The 13638-nt window shown below is 35.7% G+C and carries 18 protein-coding genes; 3 read left to right on the top strand and 15 right to left on the bottom strand.

All coding sequences use genetic code 11. The features are described from left to right. Positions 1–46: 46 nt before the first annotated feature. Positions 47–544 carry a GNAT family N-acetyltransferase gene (locus IEO70_RS12915; protein ID WP_190998787.1) on the bottom strand — a complete coding sequence of 166 codons (498 nt, stop codon included), beginning with the start codon at positions 542–544 and terminating at the stop codon, positions 47–49. A gap of 28 nt (positions 545–572) precedes the next feature. After that, positions 573–1391 carry a GNAT family N-acetyltransferase gene (locus IEO70_RS12910; protein WP_190998786.1) on the bottom strand — a complete coding sequence of 273 codons (819 nt, stop codon included), beginning with the start codon at positions 1389–1391 and terminating at the stop codon, positions 573–575. A gap of 261 nt (positions 1392–1652) precedes the next feature. Between IEO70_RS12910 and IEO70_RS12905 the strand changes: the two genes are divergently transcribed. After that, entirely contained in the window at positions 1653–2150 is a 498-nt protein-coding gene (locus IEO70_RS12905) for a hypothetical protein (protein WP_190998785.1), read from the top strand. 4 nt (positions 2151–2154) lie between these two features. On the opposite strand, the gene IEO70_RS12900 is transcribed toward IEO70_RS12905, so the two are convergent. Beyond that, positions 2155–2499, bottom strand: coding sequence for an NUDIX hydrolase (locus IEO70_RS12900; RefSeq protein ID WP_190998784.1), 345 nt, complete (start codon positions 2497–2499; stop codon positions 2155–2157). A 128-nt stretch (positions 2500–2627) separates the two neighbouring features. Here IEO70_RS12900 and IEO70_RS12895 point away from each other — a divergent pair, with 128 nt between their 5' ends. Further along, positions 2628–2975, top strand: coding sequence for a VOC family protein (locus IEO70_RS12895; RefSeq protein WP_190998783.1), 348 nt, complete (start codon positions 2628–2630; stop codon positions 2973–2975). Between the two features lie 35 nt (positions 2976–3010). Here the strand turns inward: IEO70_RS12895 and IEO70_RS12890 are convergent, their stop codons facing one another. The 8 genes from IEO70_RS12890 to IEO70_RS12855 form a co-directional block, all read right to left on the bottom strand. Continuing rightward, positions 3011–3703 (bottom strand): hypothetical protein, encoded by a 693-nt coding sequence (locus IEO70_RS12890; RefSeq protein ID WP_190998782.1) that lies wholly within the window; start codon positions 3701–3703, stop codon positions 3011–3013. A 75-nt stretch (positions 3704–3778) separates the two neighbouring features. Beyond that, positions 3779–4195, bottom strand: a complete 417-nt coding sequence (locus IEO70_RS12885) for a VOC family protein (protein WP_190998781.1) — start codon at positions 4193–4195, stop codon at positions 3779–3781. A 322-nt stretch (positions 4196–4517) separates the two neighbouring features. Then, positions 4518–5504, bottom strand: coding sequence for an HAAS signaling domain-containing protein (locus IEO70_RS12880; protein ID WP_190998780.1), 987 nt, complete (start codon positions 5502–5504; stop codon positions 4518–4520). Beyond that, positions 5491–5838 (bottom strand): PadR family transcriptional regulator, encoded by a 348-nt coding sequence (locus IEO70_RS12875; protein ID WP_190998779.1) that lies wholly within the window; start codon positions 5836–5838, stop codon positions 5491–5493. Before IEO70_RS12875 ends, IEO70_RS12880 begins: the two co-directional genes overlap by 14 nt. Before the next feature lie 264 nt (positions 5839–6102). Continuing rightward, complete coding sequence (locus IEO70_RS12870; RefSeq protein ID WP_190998778.1) at positions 6103–8451, bottom strand: ABC transporter permease; 2349 nt, start codon at positions 8449–8451, stop codon at positions 6103–6105. Between the two features lie 11 nt (positions 8452–8462). Beyond that, the gene (locus tag IEO70_RS12865; protein WP_190998777.1) at positions 8463–9161 is read right to left on the bottom strand and encodes an ABC transporter ATP-binding protein; all 699 of its coding nucleotides are present in this window, start codon (positions 9159–9161) and stop codon (positions 8463–8465) included. Positions 9162–9505: 344 nt separating this feature from the next. Continuing rightward, on the bottom strand, positions 9506–9790 hold the full coding sequence (locus tag IEO70_RS12860; protein WP_190998776.1) for a hypothetical protein: 285 nt from the start codon (positions 9788–9790) through the stop codon (positions 9506–9508). Positions 9791–10185: 395 nt separating this feature from the next. Continuing rightward, positions 10186–10389, bottom strand: a complete 204-nt coding sequence (locus IEO70_RS12855; protein WP_190998775.1) for a hypothetical protein — start codon at positions 10387–10389, stop codon at positions 10186–10188. Between the two features lie 104 nt (positions 10390–10493). Here IEO70_RS12855 and IEO70_RS12850 point away from each other — a divergent pair, with 104 nt between their 5' ends. Next, positions 10494–10943 carry a MarR family winged helix-turn-helix transcriptional regulator gene (locus tag IEO70_RS12850; protein WP_190998774.1) on the top strand — a complete coding sequence of 150 codons (450 nt, stop codon included), beginning with the start codon at positions 10494–10496 and terminating at the stop codon, positions 10941–10943. A 325-nt stretch (positions 10944–11268) separates the two neighbouring features. On the opposite strand, the gene IEO70_RS12845 is transcribed toward IEO70_RS12850, so the two are convergent. The 4 genes from IEO70_RS12845 to IEO70_RS12830 all read right to left on the bottom strand — a co-directional run bounded on the left by IEO70_RS12845 (position 11269) and on the right by IEO70_RS12830 (position 13443). Then, positions 11269–11817, bottom strand: a complete 549-nt coding sequence (locus IEO70_RS12845) for a GNAT family N-acetyltransferase (RefSeq protein WP_190998773.1) — start codon at positions 11815–11817, stop codon at positions 11269–11271. A 233-nt stretch (positions 11818–12050) separates the two neighbouring features. Then, positions 12051–12338 carry a PH domain-containing protein gene (locus tag IEO70_RS12840; RefSeq protein WP_235973605.1) on the bottom strand — a complete coding sequence of 96 codons (288 nt, stop codon included), beginning with the start codon at positions 12336–12338 and terminating at the stop codon, positions 12051–12053. Positions 12339–12719: 381 nt separating this feature from the next. After that, the gene (locus IEO70_RS12835; RefSeq protein WP_190998772.1) at positions 12720–12875 is read right to left on the bottom strand and encodes a hypothetical protein; all 156 of its coding nucleotides are present in this window, start codon (positions 12873–12875) and stop codon (positions 12720–12722) included. A gap of 70 nt (positions 12876–12945) precedes the next feature. Continuing rightward, on the bottom strand, positions 12946–13443 hold the full coding sequence (locus IEO70_RS12830; protein WP_190998814.1) for a kinase: 498 nt from the start codon (positions 13441–13443) through the stop codon (positions 12946–12948). Between the last annotated feature and the right edge of the window lie 195 nt (positions 13444–13638).

The following is a 13638-nucleotide window of genomic DNA, read 5'->3' as shown; positions in this document are numbered from 1 at the left end:
CAACCTTCGTCGGTCCTTTCATATGACATATTAGAAGCGAGAGTTTTTAAATCCACTTTGTACTTCGCCTCTCTAATAATAAAACATCTCTCCATACACCATTTAATTTACCAATCTTCTCCCGTTTTCCGACTACAATGAAACCATACTTTTTATGTAATTGAAGACTCGCCTCATTTTCAGGAAAGATTCCGGACTGAAGTGTCCAATACCCTTTTTCCTCACTTTGTTCAATCAGCCTTTCTAACAATCTGCTTCCAATACCCATTCCTCTGGCATCCTTACTGATATATACACTAACTTCAGCCACACCTTTATATACACATCTACTAGAAATCGCGCTTAACGCAGTCCATCCAAGCACCTTGCCATTAACTCGTGCTACAAAACGGAGCCCTTTAAGATGATTTTCATCCCATTCCTCCCAAGAAGGCACTGTTTCTTGAAATGTTGCGTTACCCGTGAGAATTCCTTCTTCATATATTGAACTTACGGAGTCCCAATCTTCAGCAAACATTTTATCGATTATGATAGAATCCTTCATTTATATAATACCGTCCTTTCCTAGCCGTTCACTTTCCAACCCATATCGCCTTCGTATAAGCTATAGCCAGTCCCTCTCTTTCCATGTTATTTTGGCTGACAGATCCAAATCTTGCTTGTCCTACAATGAAATCACAGTCTTGTAATTTAGCTTCATTGATTCGCTCCCTGATTAATGCACTTTGTATTCCTTTATTTCTTAATTCAGGCAAAGTGGCTGCAGCAGCTAAATTGGCTATACCATCTTTTATGAATAGGACTCCTATACCAGCGGGTTCATTTTCATAGTCGGCTATATAAAAGGTCCAATGTTTATTGTGATAAAGGATTTCATTATTTTTAGCTACTCCGCTTTTTAAAAATGACGGCATTTGAAAAGCTTTCGTGTATATTTCTGCAAATATATCAAATTCATTACTCTCTAACTTACGAATCATGATTTTTTGTTCATTAATCTGATTAGGTTCTTCATCTTTTGGCAGATGAGAATATAGTGTGGTATGAAAATCGTTATGATAAAAACCCGCTTTACTTAAGCAAGTCAATAATTCTGAAGAAGCATGTGCCGGAGTCAATTCAATTCGGACAGGAATTTCTTTTTGCCTGTAAAATTCTATGATCCGTTCAATTTGTTCTTCATCACCTTGCTTCAACCCTTTAACCGTATTGAACGATGGACCAGGTATGTTTTTCACGGAAAAAGCAGTTGCATTCCCGAACTCTTGAATGTGCACACCCATTGCATTCCCATCAATTTTTTCAATCTCCATTAGTCTGGAGCGCAAAGTATCAATCTCCGATGTCTCCAACCTTTCGGCCAATCCTATATTCAAAACTCCTAAATTCATACTGTTCCTCCCCAGATCATATTAATCAGCACCTTCATACATAGTTCGACAATGAAAAAGTATCTCCTCTTCTAATCTGATATAACAAAAAAAGAGCTAATCGTCAGCTCAAATATTTCATTTCTTAACTTTTATTTAATTGCCTTCTATATAAGTAAATTCGCCAATAATACCTATTTTGAAATCCAACTTTCATATCATATATGGAACTTTATGTTAAAATCAACAAAAGATAGCAGGGGTATTTTAGGGGGATTACATATGAAAAAGATTGTATTAATTTTTAGCATTTTATTTGGTTTGTTCACAGTTTCAGGATGCAACGAAAAAGATGAGGAGGTTGCCGGCAAATTATTTCTGGGGAATACCGGATATCCTTTTGCATCGAATGAAACTTATCATGCTGTCGTTCCAATTGAATGGACTGGTGAATCGCCAGTGATAATTACATCAGTAGAGTTGATTAAGAGAGATAAAAAACCGATTAATTACGAGGAAGACGGCATAAAATATGACGTTTTCGGTGCAGACCCATCTAAAAAAACAGGCGTATGGGGTGAATCGGATATTGGGGATTTAAAGAATCTCGACGATTCAGAAATTGATCGTGAAGGAAAAATTGCACTTAAACTTACGCTCGGAGACGTAAAAGAAGATCCTGAGCGAAGAGTGAAAATTAACTTTATCAATGACGGAGAAGAATCGGAAAAAATTGTTGTATGGAAAACGCTCGAAATGTTAACTACGGATAAAAATTAAGATATTACTCAATTAAATAATATTCATCAAAGCCACGTTCAAAATTTATAGTAAATTGCGGACGTATCTTTTCAAAATTATACTGAATCCCCAATTCCTCAAATAACTCTCTTGAAGCAGCCTGCTGACTTGTATCGCCTCCAACCGCACTGCCTCCGCAAGTGATATCCCAAAGGTTCGACCACCCTTGCTTAAAAGGCTGGCGCTGCTGAATGAGCATTTCCCCCTTTGAATTGAATATACAAACATGTACCACTAAATGAAACTCGCCCGGTGTCATTTCATCTCCCAAAGTCATTTGTTTCTCTATTTTGTTACGATGCTGATCATATAAATCCCACTTTTCCATTGCTAAACTCCTTATGTATACTTTTAATAAAATTTATATTATACGAAATATTCATTATACTCCAAGAAGGGGATGCGCTCCATTTTGTTGAATATATTTTAAAAAAATTAATGAGGAGAGGTCGAAGATTGAAAGGACTAGTAAAGAGAATTGATACGGTATTTGTTGAAGTAAGTGATTTAGACTACTCTATTAAATGGTATTCAGAGATATTGGGATTAACTATGAGATGGAACCGAAATGGTTATGTTGCCTTCACTGTAGGAGAAACTACATTAACCCTTGTGCAATCCGCAACAGTTACGCCTGCCAAACACTCCCCTTTTAATTTCTTTACAGAGAACATAGATGATGTCCATAAGTTCCTTGTAGAAAACGGAGTGATCGCAGAAGACATTGCCGATTACGACGATATTAGAACATTTGATTTTAAAGACCCGGACGGGCATACTCTTGGCTTCTGTCAATTTGATTAGCCATCTTTCTACTTCAGCACAAAAAAAGAAGCTAATCAAATAGCTCCTTCACTTCTAACACGTGTTTTCTTATTTAATTCCAGATCTCTAACAATGAAAGCAATCAATGTATCCAATGGATTTATTATTGAATAAGAAGTCAGCAACTCTGCTTCCTTAGACGCTTCAACCATAGATAATTGTGCAACTGAAATAACTTTCTTTTCATTAATAATGCTATGTAAGAACTTAATGATTTTTCGATTATATTCTTGTTGTAGACCGCTCATCATCAATTCAAAAGTATCGTTAATGACAATAACCTCTGCATCCAAAGATTTCTGATGTTTTTCAGCATATTGATGAAGGCGTTTCATCGTTCCATTAACAGTTGCAGGATTTGTAAATAGGATTGTCTGAGGTTGCTGTACATTGCATATGGATTCAAAATACGGTTCATCAATTTTTATAATCGGCATTGATACTGACAGTTCCTCTTCAGGTAACAAAGCTATATAGTTTGTGCACGTAATGAGGATTGCATCAACATTACATTTAGCAATCCACTCTATTTGTTCTTTAACTTTTTTCTGAGCATCCGCAACTTTGAAACTTTCATCTGATGTGATTCGATACATTAATGCCGGGTCAACAAAGTGTATTAATTCGACATCATATGAAGAAAGTGCTTCTTCAATATATTCAATATTAGAATAATGTGCGTGTAAGCATCCTAATCTTTTTCTCAAATAATCTCCACCCTTAATGCATTTCTGTTTATTCTACCAATATGCATCCCTTTAATTCAATAAGAATTTCGACTGTCACTGTATAAGGTATTTTTCTTTAAAACTTGGGCTTAATTCACTCCAGACATCAAATTTATTACCATCTAAATCACAGAAAACGAAGTTTCTTCCAGAATGCCCTCTGTTTTCAATTGCTCCAACACTTATTTCTTTCTCTGTAAAATCTTTATGGATTGCTTCTAAAGCACTTAAACCATTCACTTCAAAAGTGACCGAAAAACGTTCCACACCATTAATATCATAAAAATTGGAGCTTTGCCCCTTCATCGATTGAACAAGGAAAATACTTTGGTTGGCCAAATTAAGAATGGCTTTATCTTCATCTTTATAACTTAACTCTTCCCCTAATTTGTTCACGTACCATTCAGAAGATCGTTCTACATTAGTCACTGGTATATAAGTAGTTCCTATCCTTAATAATTTTTCACTCACTCCATTACCCCCAATATTTTATGGTCTTCTATAATGAATCTTCTTACCTTTCACAATGAGCTTATCGTAAATATTCTATATATTTATTCAACCTCCTTCCTTCACTAATCTGTCCCGTTCGTTGCATAGAAAAAAATTAAAAAACAACAATAGATACGACAACCATTTAAAGTTGTTTACGTAAAAATTGTTGCTTAATATAGGGATTCAACTATTTTACGGTAATACCAAGGGATAACTGCTTCATCAAACTTAAAAAAAGAGGTGGTATAAGGACAAATAAATGTTTAGGAGGTTACTAAAATCATCCGCGATAATATTATCATTTGACTCTACGAAACCCGTCATAGGCATTGTAAGCAGCACCCATCATAAATAGGACAATCGCTAAAAACTTTAACCAGCTTTCCCACAAATCTGTAAATACATTTTCCGCCGTGAAAGTGATAAAGTCTGGATGAAATAAATTTACATTATTTATAAGGACAACAAACATGACTATGCAGATAACTTGGAGAATCAAATTGAACAAGCTCATTTTCATCGTCCATTTCGCTACGACCAACTTATACAGCGCAAGCAGCACTTCCAGAACGATAATGATGACGACATACGGCCAAAATGATTGTAGCACTTGTTGATTAAAGATTGGTGTGACAAAAACAAGTCCCTCGCTTCCGCTTTGATAAACGCCTACGAGATGATCGGCGTAAAAATAAACGGTCGCCCAAATCACAGTCCAAAATAAGCCGCCATACACTTCTATTTTTGAAATCATTCTTTCCTTCGGCATATAAGGAGTGTCTTTCAAATCATCCGGCGTCCATTTTTTCATATTGAACATTAACGGTTCTTGGTCTTTTGAAGGATCAATGCGTTCAACAAGCGCGAAAGACAATGTTGCCCAGAAGAATACTTGCAATCCTGTATATAGCGCTGTTGCTAAGCCTTCAGACAGGATTGTTATCACAACATTTAAAATCGCTTCCTCCCCATTAAATTCGGCTACTTGACTGGCTACAAATCCAATAAAAGTAATAATCATTGAAATTGGTAAACCCATTTTTAAAATAGTCTTATACATCTCAAAATAGCGCGGCCCAATTAAATGCTGCGGCCGGTCGCGATAACCACTGGCAAGCGTTGCCGGATTCCCCATTTTTGCAAGCGTGGTCTTCACATCTTGCTCCGTATACTCCTCCGGCAACATATCTTCTATTGTCGACCGTAATTCAAGGGCAATATCCTTACGACTTTTTTCCGGAAGTCTCCTTGTAACCTCTTGGATATAAAGGTCAATCAGCACCATTTTCTCCCTCTCCCTCCAATAATCCATTCATGATCTTCGAGCTACGCAGCCACTCTTCTTTCAACTGCACATAAATAACCTTTCCAAAATCGCTTAACAAGTAATATTTGCGCGGCCTGCTCTCTGTCGTGTCCCAATAACTCGTCACTAACTCTTGTTTCTCCAGCCTTCGGAGCAAGGGGTATAGTGTGCTTTGTTCAATTGGTATCCCTGAATCCTCTAACGATTGAACAAGTGAATAACCATACTGTGGAGCTTGCAGTCGGCTTAAAACCGCCAATGTCAAAGTCCCTCTCCTTAATTCAGTCATTAAAGAATTTAGCAACCCGTCCATCTGATCACCTCAATCTATACTGTTTTTCATACACTATACGTTATACTATGCATCATACATTATTATGCCCCCTAAAATGGTGCAATATTTAAAATATTTCACTTAACGGATTTACTTGTGAGGTGCATACATAGAAATCTCATATTGGATCTTTCATAAAGAAAGGACCAACTTATCCAATCGGTCCTTTCTATAATTTTATAAACAAGTAGTATTTTATTCCACCAATACTCCTAATAATTGAAATGGAGACGTAATGGATTGTTAACCATTATACTGCTTTAATACTTCCTGAAGTGGTATACGGTTAATTTTACGTCTGCTTACCCATGTACTTATCAGGAAAACAATCGACAAAATAACAAAGGTATAAAGTATATATATCCAATGATATTCCAGGGGCAGTACAAGATTATATTCATTTGCAAAAAGGTTAACAACAGCGCGTATAGTCATTAAAGAAATCGGAATGCTGATGGCGTAACAAATCAGCGCATAGACATAATAGCTGTTTAAAATCATCGCGTTGACCTCACGTTTCGTATAGCCCATGACTTTTAACAGTGAAATAGCATAGTAGTTTTTCTCGACAGTAAAGGAAGTTAAAACAAATAAAATACTAGCTGCGATGATTGCCGCTCCGCCAATTAAAATATTCGTCATTAATAGCATATATTCACTCATCGAAGCCGATAAATCCAGCATAGATTTCTTTGAACTGACTGATAAATAGTGTTCATCTGAAATAGACTTCTTCGAATAAATACCACTATATAGCTTGTCCGACTGTCCATTCGATAAAAATAAACTTAGCTCCTTAATATCCATTATTATTTGATTTCCTGTGTAATCATCCACAATACCGACAATCGGCTTCTCAATCTGCCGATCATTGACTGTAATCTTAACGGTGTCTCCAACTGAAAGCTCTTCAGTTAAACTAAGCGGCTGCGTAATGATGACACCCTTAGAAAGCAATGCTGTTATATTTTGATTATCTGTATCGTAAAGCTGATAAAGCCTATTGTTCTCCTGCAATCCCTGTAATGTGATAATTTTTTTATTCACCTTAGCATAGGGATACGTTAAAAATGACTCTTCCCCATTTTGTATTGCAGGAGCAGTCTTTGAAACATCTACATAAGCTATGTATTCAAAATCTACCTTTTCTAAATAACCAACTGTCATACGATCGACTAGTCCGGTTAACATAAAGGATAGAGTGATTAACATAGTAGCAAACATTAAACCTAAAAAGAAGATGATAAAGCTGCCTGTACTTCTGATTGCCTGTAAGTATTTAAACTTTGTTGAACCCTTTGCACTTACAAGCAGCCTGCTCACCATACGGCTTAGACGATTAATGGATTGTGACTGCTGAGGGTTCAATAATTGCAACGCACCTTCTCTTAAAATTTTCCATAAAATAAAGCCGAAAACTAGTGCGAAAAACGTTAGAGGCACTAAAATTGCTGTAATAAATACAGATGGTAACTGACGAATAGGCACTTCAGGAAGTAAATAAAAATCGAGATATAAGTTTTTCACCGGCTCTGCAAGATTAACGCCGACACCATAGCCTAGCAGCAGCATAATGAATGCATACATTAAAATCAATAACAGATAAGGGGCAGCAATTCTTACACGGCTGTACCCTAGAGCTTTTAAAATACCAATCTGGCCGCGTTCATTTTGTAAAATATTGTAGATCATAATCGCGATCATAATAATTGCTATGCCTGTTATAAAAATACTTAATCCGATAACTGTTGTTTTGCTCTGAGTTAATTCATCATATATAGCACCGCTCCGCATATTGCCGGTCGTATCAACAATTTGCGTGACAAATGGCAGCTGCTGTTCATCGAATGCAGTGTTCACGTCAGCGTCAGATAATTGAATGCCGGCTAAACGAAACTGTTCTCGCTCATAAATCGTTTCATAGTCATTGTCTGTCATTAAAATAACTGTTTGCTTGGCCGTATCCATATTTAAGCTATTATCGAATACTAGTAATGTGTAGTCCGGAAATAGTACAAACCCGGAAATAGTATATGTCTTATGTTGGATGGTTAATGTGTCACCTATCCGAAGGTCATTCTTTTTTGCATACGTCTTATCAATGGCAATTTCATTCGGTTGTTCAGGTTTATTTCCTTGCTCTATGTAAGATAAGTTAATCTTGTCAGCGTCTTTTAATAATAAGGCGGAGTGATTTTGGTTATCTAATTTGTATTGAATTTTCTTTGATTCACGCAGCTCCACTGCGATATCAGAGAAGGCAGCAGTAAATTGTTCTTGTCGTTTTTCTATAAGTTCATTAAATAATGGAGGATCTGCCCGTTTTATTTCTGAAAGTGTAAAAATACCTTGTTTTATAAGTGAATTATATTGAGCATTTTGCAGCTCATTATTCGTTAACACATTCAGCATTTCTACAGAAAAATCCTCCTGTTGATAATCCTCTAAATATTTTTCTGTTGGCTCTTCAATGCCGCTTAAAGCGTAGTACATTGTTGTATAGGTAGCCGAGCTTAATATAATAATCAGTCCGATTGCCAGCAACTGCATCCACTTTTTTTTGATTGTTTTGAAGACATTTTTCAAGAGCATATGATATCCCCCTATCCCCAGTTAATTTCCCAAGCATCTTTTGTTGTCTCGTTAGAAACAATCTCAGTAATTTCACCAGAGTTCATTTTTATAACTCGATGGGCCATTTCTGCAATCCCTAAATTATGCGTAATGATGACGATGGTTTTATGACTGTTACGATTTAATTCCTGTAGCAGGGCAAGCACCTTTTTTGAATTTTCTTCATCCAGAGAACCAGTCGGCTCATCACAAAAAATAATATTAGGGTTCTTAGCGATGCTGCGGGCAATCGAAACACGCTGCTGCTCACCGCCGGAAAGCTGATAGGGATATTTATTGCGCAGCTGTTCCAGTCCGATCTTAGGGAGTAACTCGTCAATGCTTAGTGGCTGTTTGCCAATATCAGAGCCGATTTGAATATTTTCATAGACCGTTAAATTTTGAAGCAGATTGAACTGTTGAAAAATAAAGCCTAAATGCTCTCGTCTAAATTTTGTCATTTCGTCATCTGATAGCTTAGTAAGCTCCATGTCTTGAAATAGGATACTGCCGGACGAGACCTGATCCAGTCCACTAATCACATTCAACAAGGTACTCTTGCCGCTTCCGCTTGGTCCAAGAATAGCGACTAACTCACCGTCATTAATTGTTAAATTGATATTTTTTAAGGCATGTGTTTCCACTTCACCATTTCGATATACCTTTGAAACACCGGTCATTTTAATCATACGAATGCTCCTTTTTGGCTTTTCTTTATTTAAAAGGGTTACGAATTACTTCCACTATTTATATTAATTCGAATTTCAATTTTTTACCCTTCATCTAGTATTTTCAAACACTGATTTTTACGGGTTATTACGCAGGCATGAGATTAACGACACCGAATAGAAAACCGCACCTACTTATGATACGGTTCACCGAAACTATTAATTAATTGCATAACAAAAAAAGAGCTGATCACAGCCCTTGATATTGAAGGAAAGCACCTACTATTACTGCTAAAATAACTCTCATTATAGGAAACATTAATTCCACCTTATACCATGGTAGTCTTCCCGATGACAATAAGTTATTATTTCTTACCTTTCAGTTCTAAAAGTATAGGGGCTATATTTAGCAAGATAGACACGATTGTCAAAAACCATAATGCCTTTTCCATTGCCGGTACAACGTCTAATAAAGCTGCCCAATCTTCAGCTCTTACCCAATTTGCTACAAGACTATATTCCGAACAGAGTGTCAATGCTGTAAATGATAATCCTATTGCCATCGCAAGTTTATAATCTTTTCCTGTCTTATACATATAGAGATTTGTAAAAGTTGCTGCTATAGCAATAAGTCCTATTATTAACCACATAATAATGCCCCCATTTTATTTAGTATTCACAATCGCCTCTGTTAGCTCAATAAGAATAGGTCATTTCTAAATCGTCTATCTTATTTAAATCAACCTCATCAGATATTTGTATTCTTGCTTTTTTTCACAAAATCGCCACCATCCTTTTTCTATATTATACCAAATATTTTTACAGGACTATTCTTCCTCTTTTCAGAATAAGAAAAGACCGTCAATATGACAGCCTTAATCTTCTGCTATTACCCCCGTTAATGTAAGATCAAATCCATTAACCTTCCTCGTTAACGGAATAACAAAAAAGAACTGATTGATCAGCTCTTGATATTTAAGCCCTTGAAGTATATTTGTTCACTATATATATCACGGTACCTCTTTCTTAAGTTTTATAACCATATTTACTTAATCCGTATTAAAGGGACTTTCTTAATGCCGTGAGTACCAACAATGCTTCCTATAACTCCAATTAATATGCTTGCCGAAATCCATTTAAATAAAAAATATATACCCATACTGGCAATACAATCCAGGATTATAAATTTTTTTATTGTAGAACCTTTAATTTTTATTGTGTAAAAAACTACTTGATTTTGTTTTTTCATATTATCACACACCTTAGGGTTTTTTCTTAAGGTTATGTCAAAACAGAATTGTCCTATTCTAAAATTAAGTTAATTGAACTAAACTAAATTAAAGGGGGAATTATATGAAATCGACGTATTTAGATATCGTTCAACGAATGGATAAGGCATATACTGATTTTGGTGTTCTTCTCTCAAGAGAAACAAGAATTTTGGATGAATTTAATCTGACGGCACAGCAGGAATCCATTCTTTCATATATAAATACGCATCATCATACTACAGCAAATGAGATTGCAGCCGATTTCAACATTACGAAAAGTGCTGTCAGCCAGACACTCTCCAAACTTGAAAAGAAAAATATGATTAAGAAAACAAAAAATCCGGCCAATAAGAGAGAATACTATTTGGAACTTGGGCCAGAAGGAAACAAATATATAAATTACCTGGATGAATTAATTCAGCAAATGACCGACAAGTATTACTCAAAAATACCGGTTGAAGAGTTAGATGAGATGGTCACAACAATGGAGAAAATAAATTCAATTATTCGTGAGGAGAAGGCTAAAAGTTAATCTGAATTTATATGGGCTCTGATGAAGTGATACCGGCCGGGCTTTATTTCAGTCAAGTTGAAGCGCCAATTTTAAATGAAATATAAAAAAACAACGGATGAAAATTTTTAAAATAAAGATTCATCCGTTGTTTTTTCCAGAAACACTTATCAACTCATACTTAGATTTCTTTTCATTACCTTTTCGAAACGGAAAGCCTCCATGTCACCGAAAAGTACGGGATCTGTATGATGTGGATTAAAAAATTCAACCGCAGAAAACCCACAGCTATTTATATAAAAGTGGATATTTCTCTTCTCGAAATAAGGTGTATATTGAGATAAGTCTAATCCATCACTTTTTCAAAATGGAAAAATTCATATTCTGTATCCGGTTTCGTTTCATCGATTTCAAAGTCCGGACCGGGATTACCTCTGTGCAAAAATCCTACAATTTTAAATCCGCATTTATTGACATAAAAATGAATATTGCGCTTTTCAAAATACGGTGTGTATAGCTCCCAAACTTTAGTAAAAGGGTACGCCGCCTCTATTGCTTGCCAAGCTTTTGTTCCGATTCCTTTGCCATGTGCATTCGCGTTCGTATATAAAAGCACAACTTCATTATGCTGCGTAACTTCATTAATTTTTAATATGGTCCCACCTAGTTTTTCTCCGTTCATTACGAGATGATAAATAGCTGCATCCTGTTCCGCCAGCGCATTTTCAATATCCTCTTCAGGTGGAATTGGTGCTATTTCTATTGGATTGTCATGCTCCGGGAAGCTATCCTTTAATCCTTTTAAAAAAGCTTCGCGCGATTCCTGCTTAAAATTAGCTAGCTCCCCCTTGTTTACCGGAAGAAGTGTTACGAATTGTTCGTTATTACATGTCATCTAGTGTAATCCTTTCCGCACATCATATGCTTTCCCTTATTATCCTCCAAATTATAAGGTATGGAGCCGGTCTATAGTAAAGGGGTAAAATAGTATCGAATCAACTTTCCCGAACCCTCTAAGTTTAACATCCACCTTCAACTCAATTGCCCCGTTTATGACATAGTTGAAATGTTCAAAAGTGCATAAAAAGACCCCATATAAAGGGGATAGAATCATAGACATTTATTGACTTAATTATCAAGTTCAATGTTGGGATTCACTTTTCCTAACTCACTTATAAATGCTTGTCGGTCTACTGGTGAAACTTGAATTGACTCATAGTTCCCGTAACGTATTTCAATGCGATTAAAGGAAAGGGAGGGAGCGGTAAATATATTTTTTGTATTACGAATTGATTTGATTTCTTGTATATCAATAGACTTTTTAAAGTGTCCACACGATACTTTAAGATTACTTTTTTCTATTTTATATCGAGTATTGAACCAAACTGTTCCCAAAAAGTAAATTATAACGACCATTGTGACGATACCTAATAGATTAAGTTAAACAAAAATTGAACCATATAATACCCACAGAAAAAAAACAATCGAAGCCCAAATCACAATTCCCATCCATATACCCTTTCTCGATGGAAACACCATTGTATCACCTCCATAATTGTTATACGAACAACACCCTAAATCAGTTTCAAAAAATAACAGATTTTAGGACATTTTCCTTTTAGTAGATTTCTTTCTATGACAAAAGCAACAATCTTTTAGAAAACAGCCATGACATAAGAAAAGAGCTGATTGATCAGCTCTTGATATTATAGAAAAGCCACCGTTAGATTAAGTACATTTTTCCATATACTTAAATCTCTTTTCAATCTGAAAACCAATAATATTGTAAATAAGTTTTTACCAGTCATAATCAATTGCTTTCGGTTTAATAAAAGGGTGATAGAATACATAGACTTCTTCAAATACGCCTTTATAAAATTGCTTAATGGGCATATCTTCAAAAGAACAGACAGCATATCTATGAGGTTCAGGAAAAACCCTATCTTTTCCCATTACATATACATCCTTTACCATATATTTTCGCTCAAAATAACCCACTTAGCCGAAAAAACAATCGTAGTAATTACTCTTGAAGTCGGTTTATAATCAGTTCCAGCACATCGTCTTGTGACATATCATTAGTCAATACTATTTCTCCATTCACACCGAGATAATCTTTTGGAGTCCACCAAGCACGCAGCGAATCTTCACCGAATTGCATCTTTTTAGAACGCAGGTTGTGGCGCCTTACTGTTTCCTCAAAGGATAAGTCAAAATAAAAAGTATATGCCTTATCGTTATAGAAACGTATTAAGTTACTTAACATTTCACCATAACGAGTACTGTTCAATATTCCTTCTACTATAACAAATTCACATTTATCCTTACCATATTCTGCAATCTGACGAATCAGATCTATCGAAAGGTTCCCATCCCTATCGTGGACCTTCAACATATCTCGGCGAACCACATCCTGAGCAACCAAAAGTGTTCCGTTCCCAAATTGGTTTTGGAGACTTTCTGCTATTGTTGTTTTCCCACTTCCTGAATTCCCTCGTATGATAATTAACTTAGATTCCATATTCTCTCCTGTTCTAAATGCCTTCCGCTTATTTAGTAATTTTAATATATTCAAGAAAAAAATGATTTTTCCTTCTTTCACTACCTCCCTCAATATAGAAAGCGAAATCTCCCGATTTCTCGCGTTTTCATAGAATTTCATGGTGGTTTGATTTTAATGATTATCTCCCAGAAACTATCTCATAAGGGGATATTT

Origin of the sequence: Peribacillus faecalis (assembly GCF_014712675.1) — a bacterium.
In the GTDB taxonomy this organism is placed as follows: Bacteria; Bacillota; Bacilli; order Bacillales; family DSM-1321; genus Bacillus_AD; species Bacillus_AD faecalis.
This window is presented reverse-complemented; position numbering and strand designations above follow the sequence as displayed.

Coding starts and splice junctions, on each gene's coding strand:
- IEO70_RS12830 (WP_190998814.1), bottom strand. CDS start 13,443: ATGGAATCTAAGTTAATTATCATACGAGGGAATTCAGGAAGTGGGAAA.
- IEO70_RS12835 (WP_190998772.1), bottom strand. CDS start 12,875: ATGGGAAAAGATAGGGTTTTTCCTGAACCTCATAGATATGCTGTCTGT.
- IEO70_RS12875 (WP_190998779.1), bottom strand. CDS start 5,838: ATGGACGGGTTGCTAAATTCTTTAATGACTGAATTAAGGAGAGGGACT.
- IEO70_RS12910 (WP_190998786.1), bottom strand. CDS start 1,391: ATGAATTTAGGAGTTTTGAATATAGGATTGGCCGAAAGGTTGGAGACA.
- IEO70_RS12870 (WP_190998778.1), bottom strand. CDS start 8,451: ATGCTCTTGAAAAATGTCTTCAAAACAATCAAAAAAAAGTGGATGCAG.
- IEO70_RS12880 (WP_190998780.1), bottom strand. CDS start 5,504: ATGGTGCTGATTGACCTTTATATCCAAGAGGTTACAAGGAGACTTCCG.
- IEO70_RS12855 (WP_190998775.1), bottom strand. CDS start 10,389: ATGAAAAAACAAAATCAAGTAGTTTTTTACACAATAAAAATTAAAGGT.
- IEO70_RS12840 (WP_235973605.1), bottom strand. CDS start 12,338: ATGGTCGTTATAATTTACTTTTTGGGAACAGTTTGGTTCAATACTCGA.
- IEO70_RS12905 (WP_190998785.1), top strand. CDS start 1,653: ATGAAAAAGATTGTATTAATTTTTAGCATTTTATTTGGTTTGTTCACA.
- IEO70_RS12860 (WP_190998776.1), bottom strand. CDS start 9,790: ATGTGGTTAATAATAGGACTTATTGCTATAGCAGCAACTTTTACAAAT.
- IEO70_RS12900 (WP_190998784.1), bottom strand. CDS start 2,499: ATGGAAAAGTGGGATTTATATGATCAGCATCGTAACAAAATAGAGAAA.
- IEO70_RS12850 (WP_190998774.1), top strand. CDS start 10,494: ATGAAATCGACGTATTTAGATATCGTTCAACGAATGGATAAGGCATAT.
- IEO70_RS12845 (WP_190998773.1), bottom strand. CDS start 11,817: ATGACATGTAATAACGAACAATTCGTAACACTTCTTCCGGTAAACAAG.
- IEO70_RS12865 (WP_190998777.1), bottom strand. CDS start 9,161: ATGATTAAAATGACCGGTGTTTCAAAGGTATATCGAAATGGTGAAGTG.
- IEO70_RS12915 (WP_190998787.1), bottom strand. CDS start 544: ATGAAGGATTCTATCATAATCGATAAAATGTTTGCTGAAGATTGGGAC.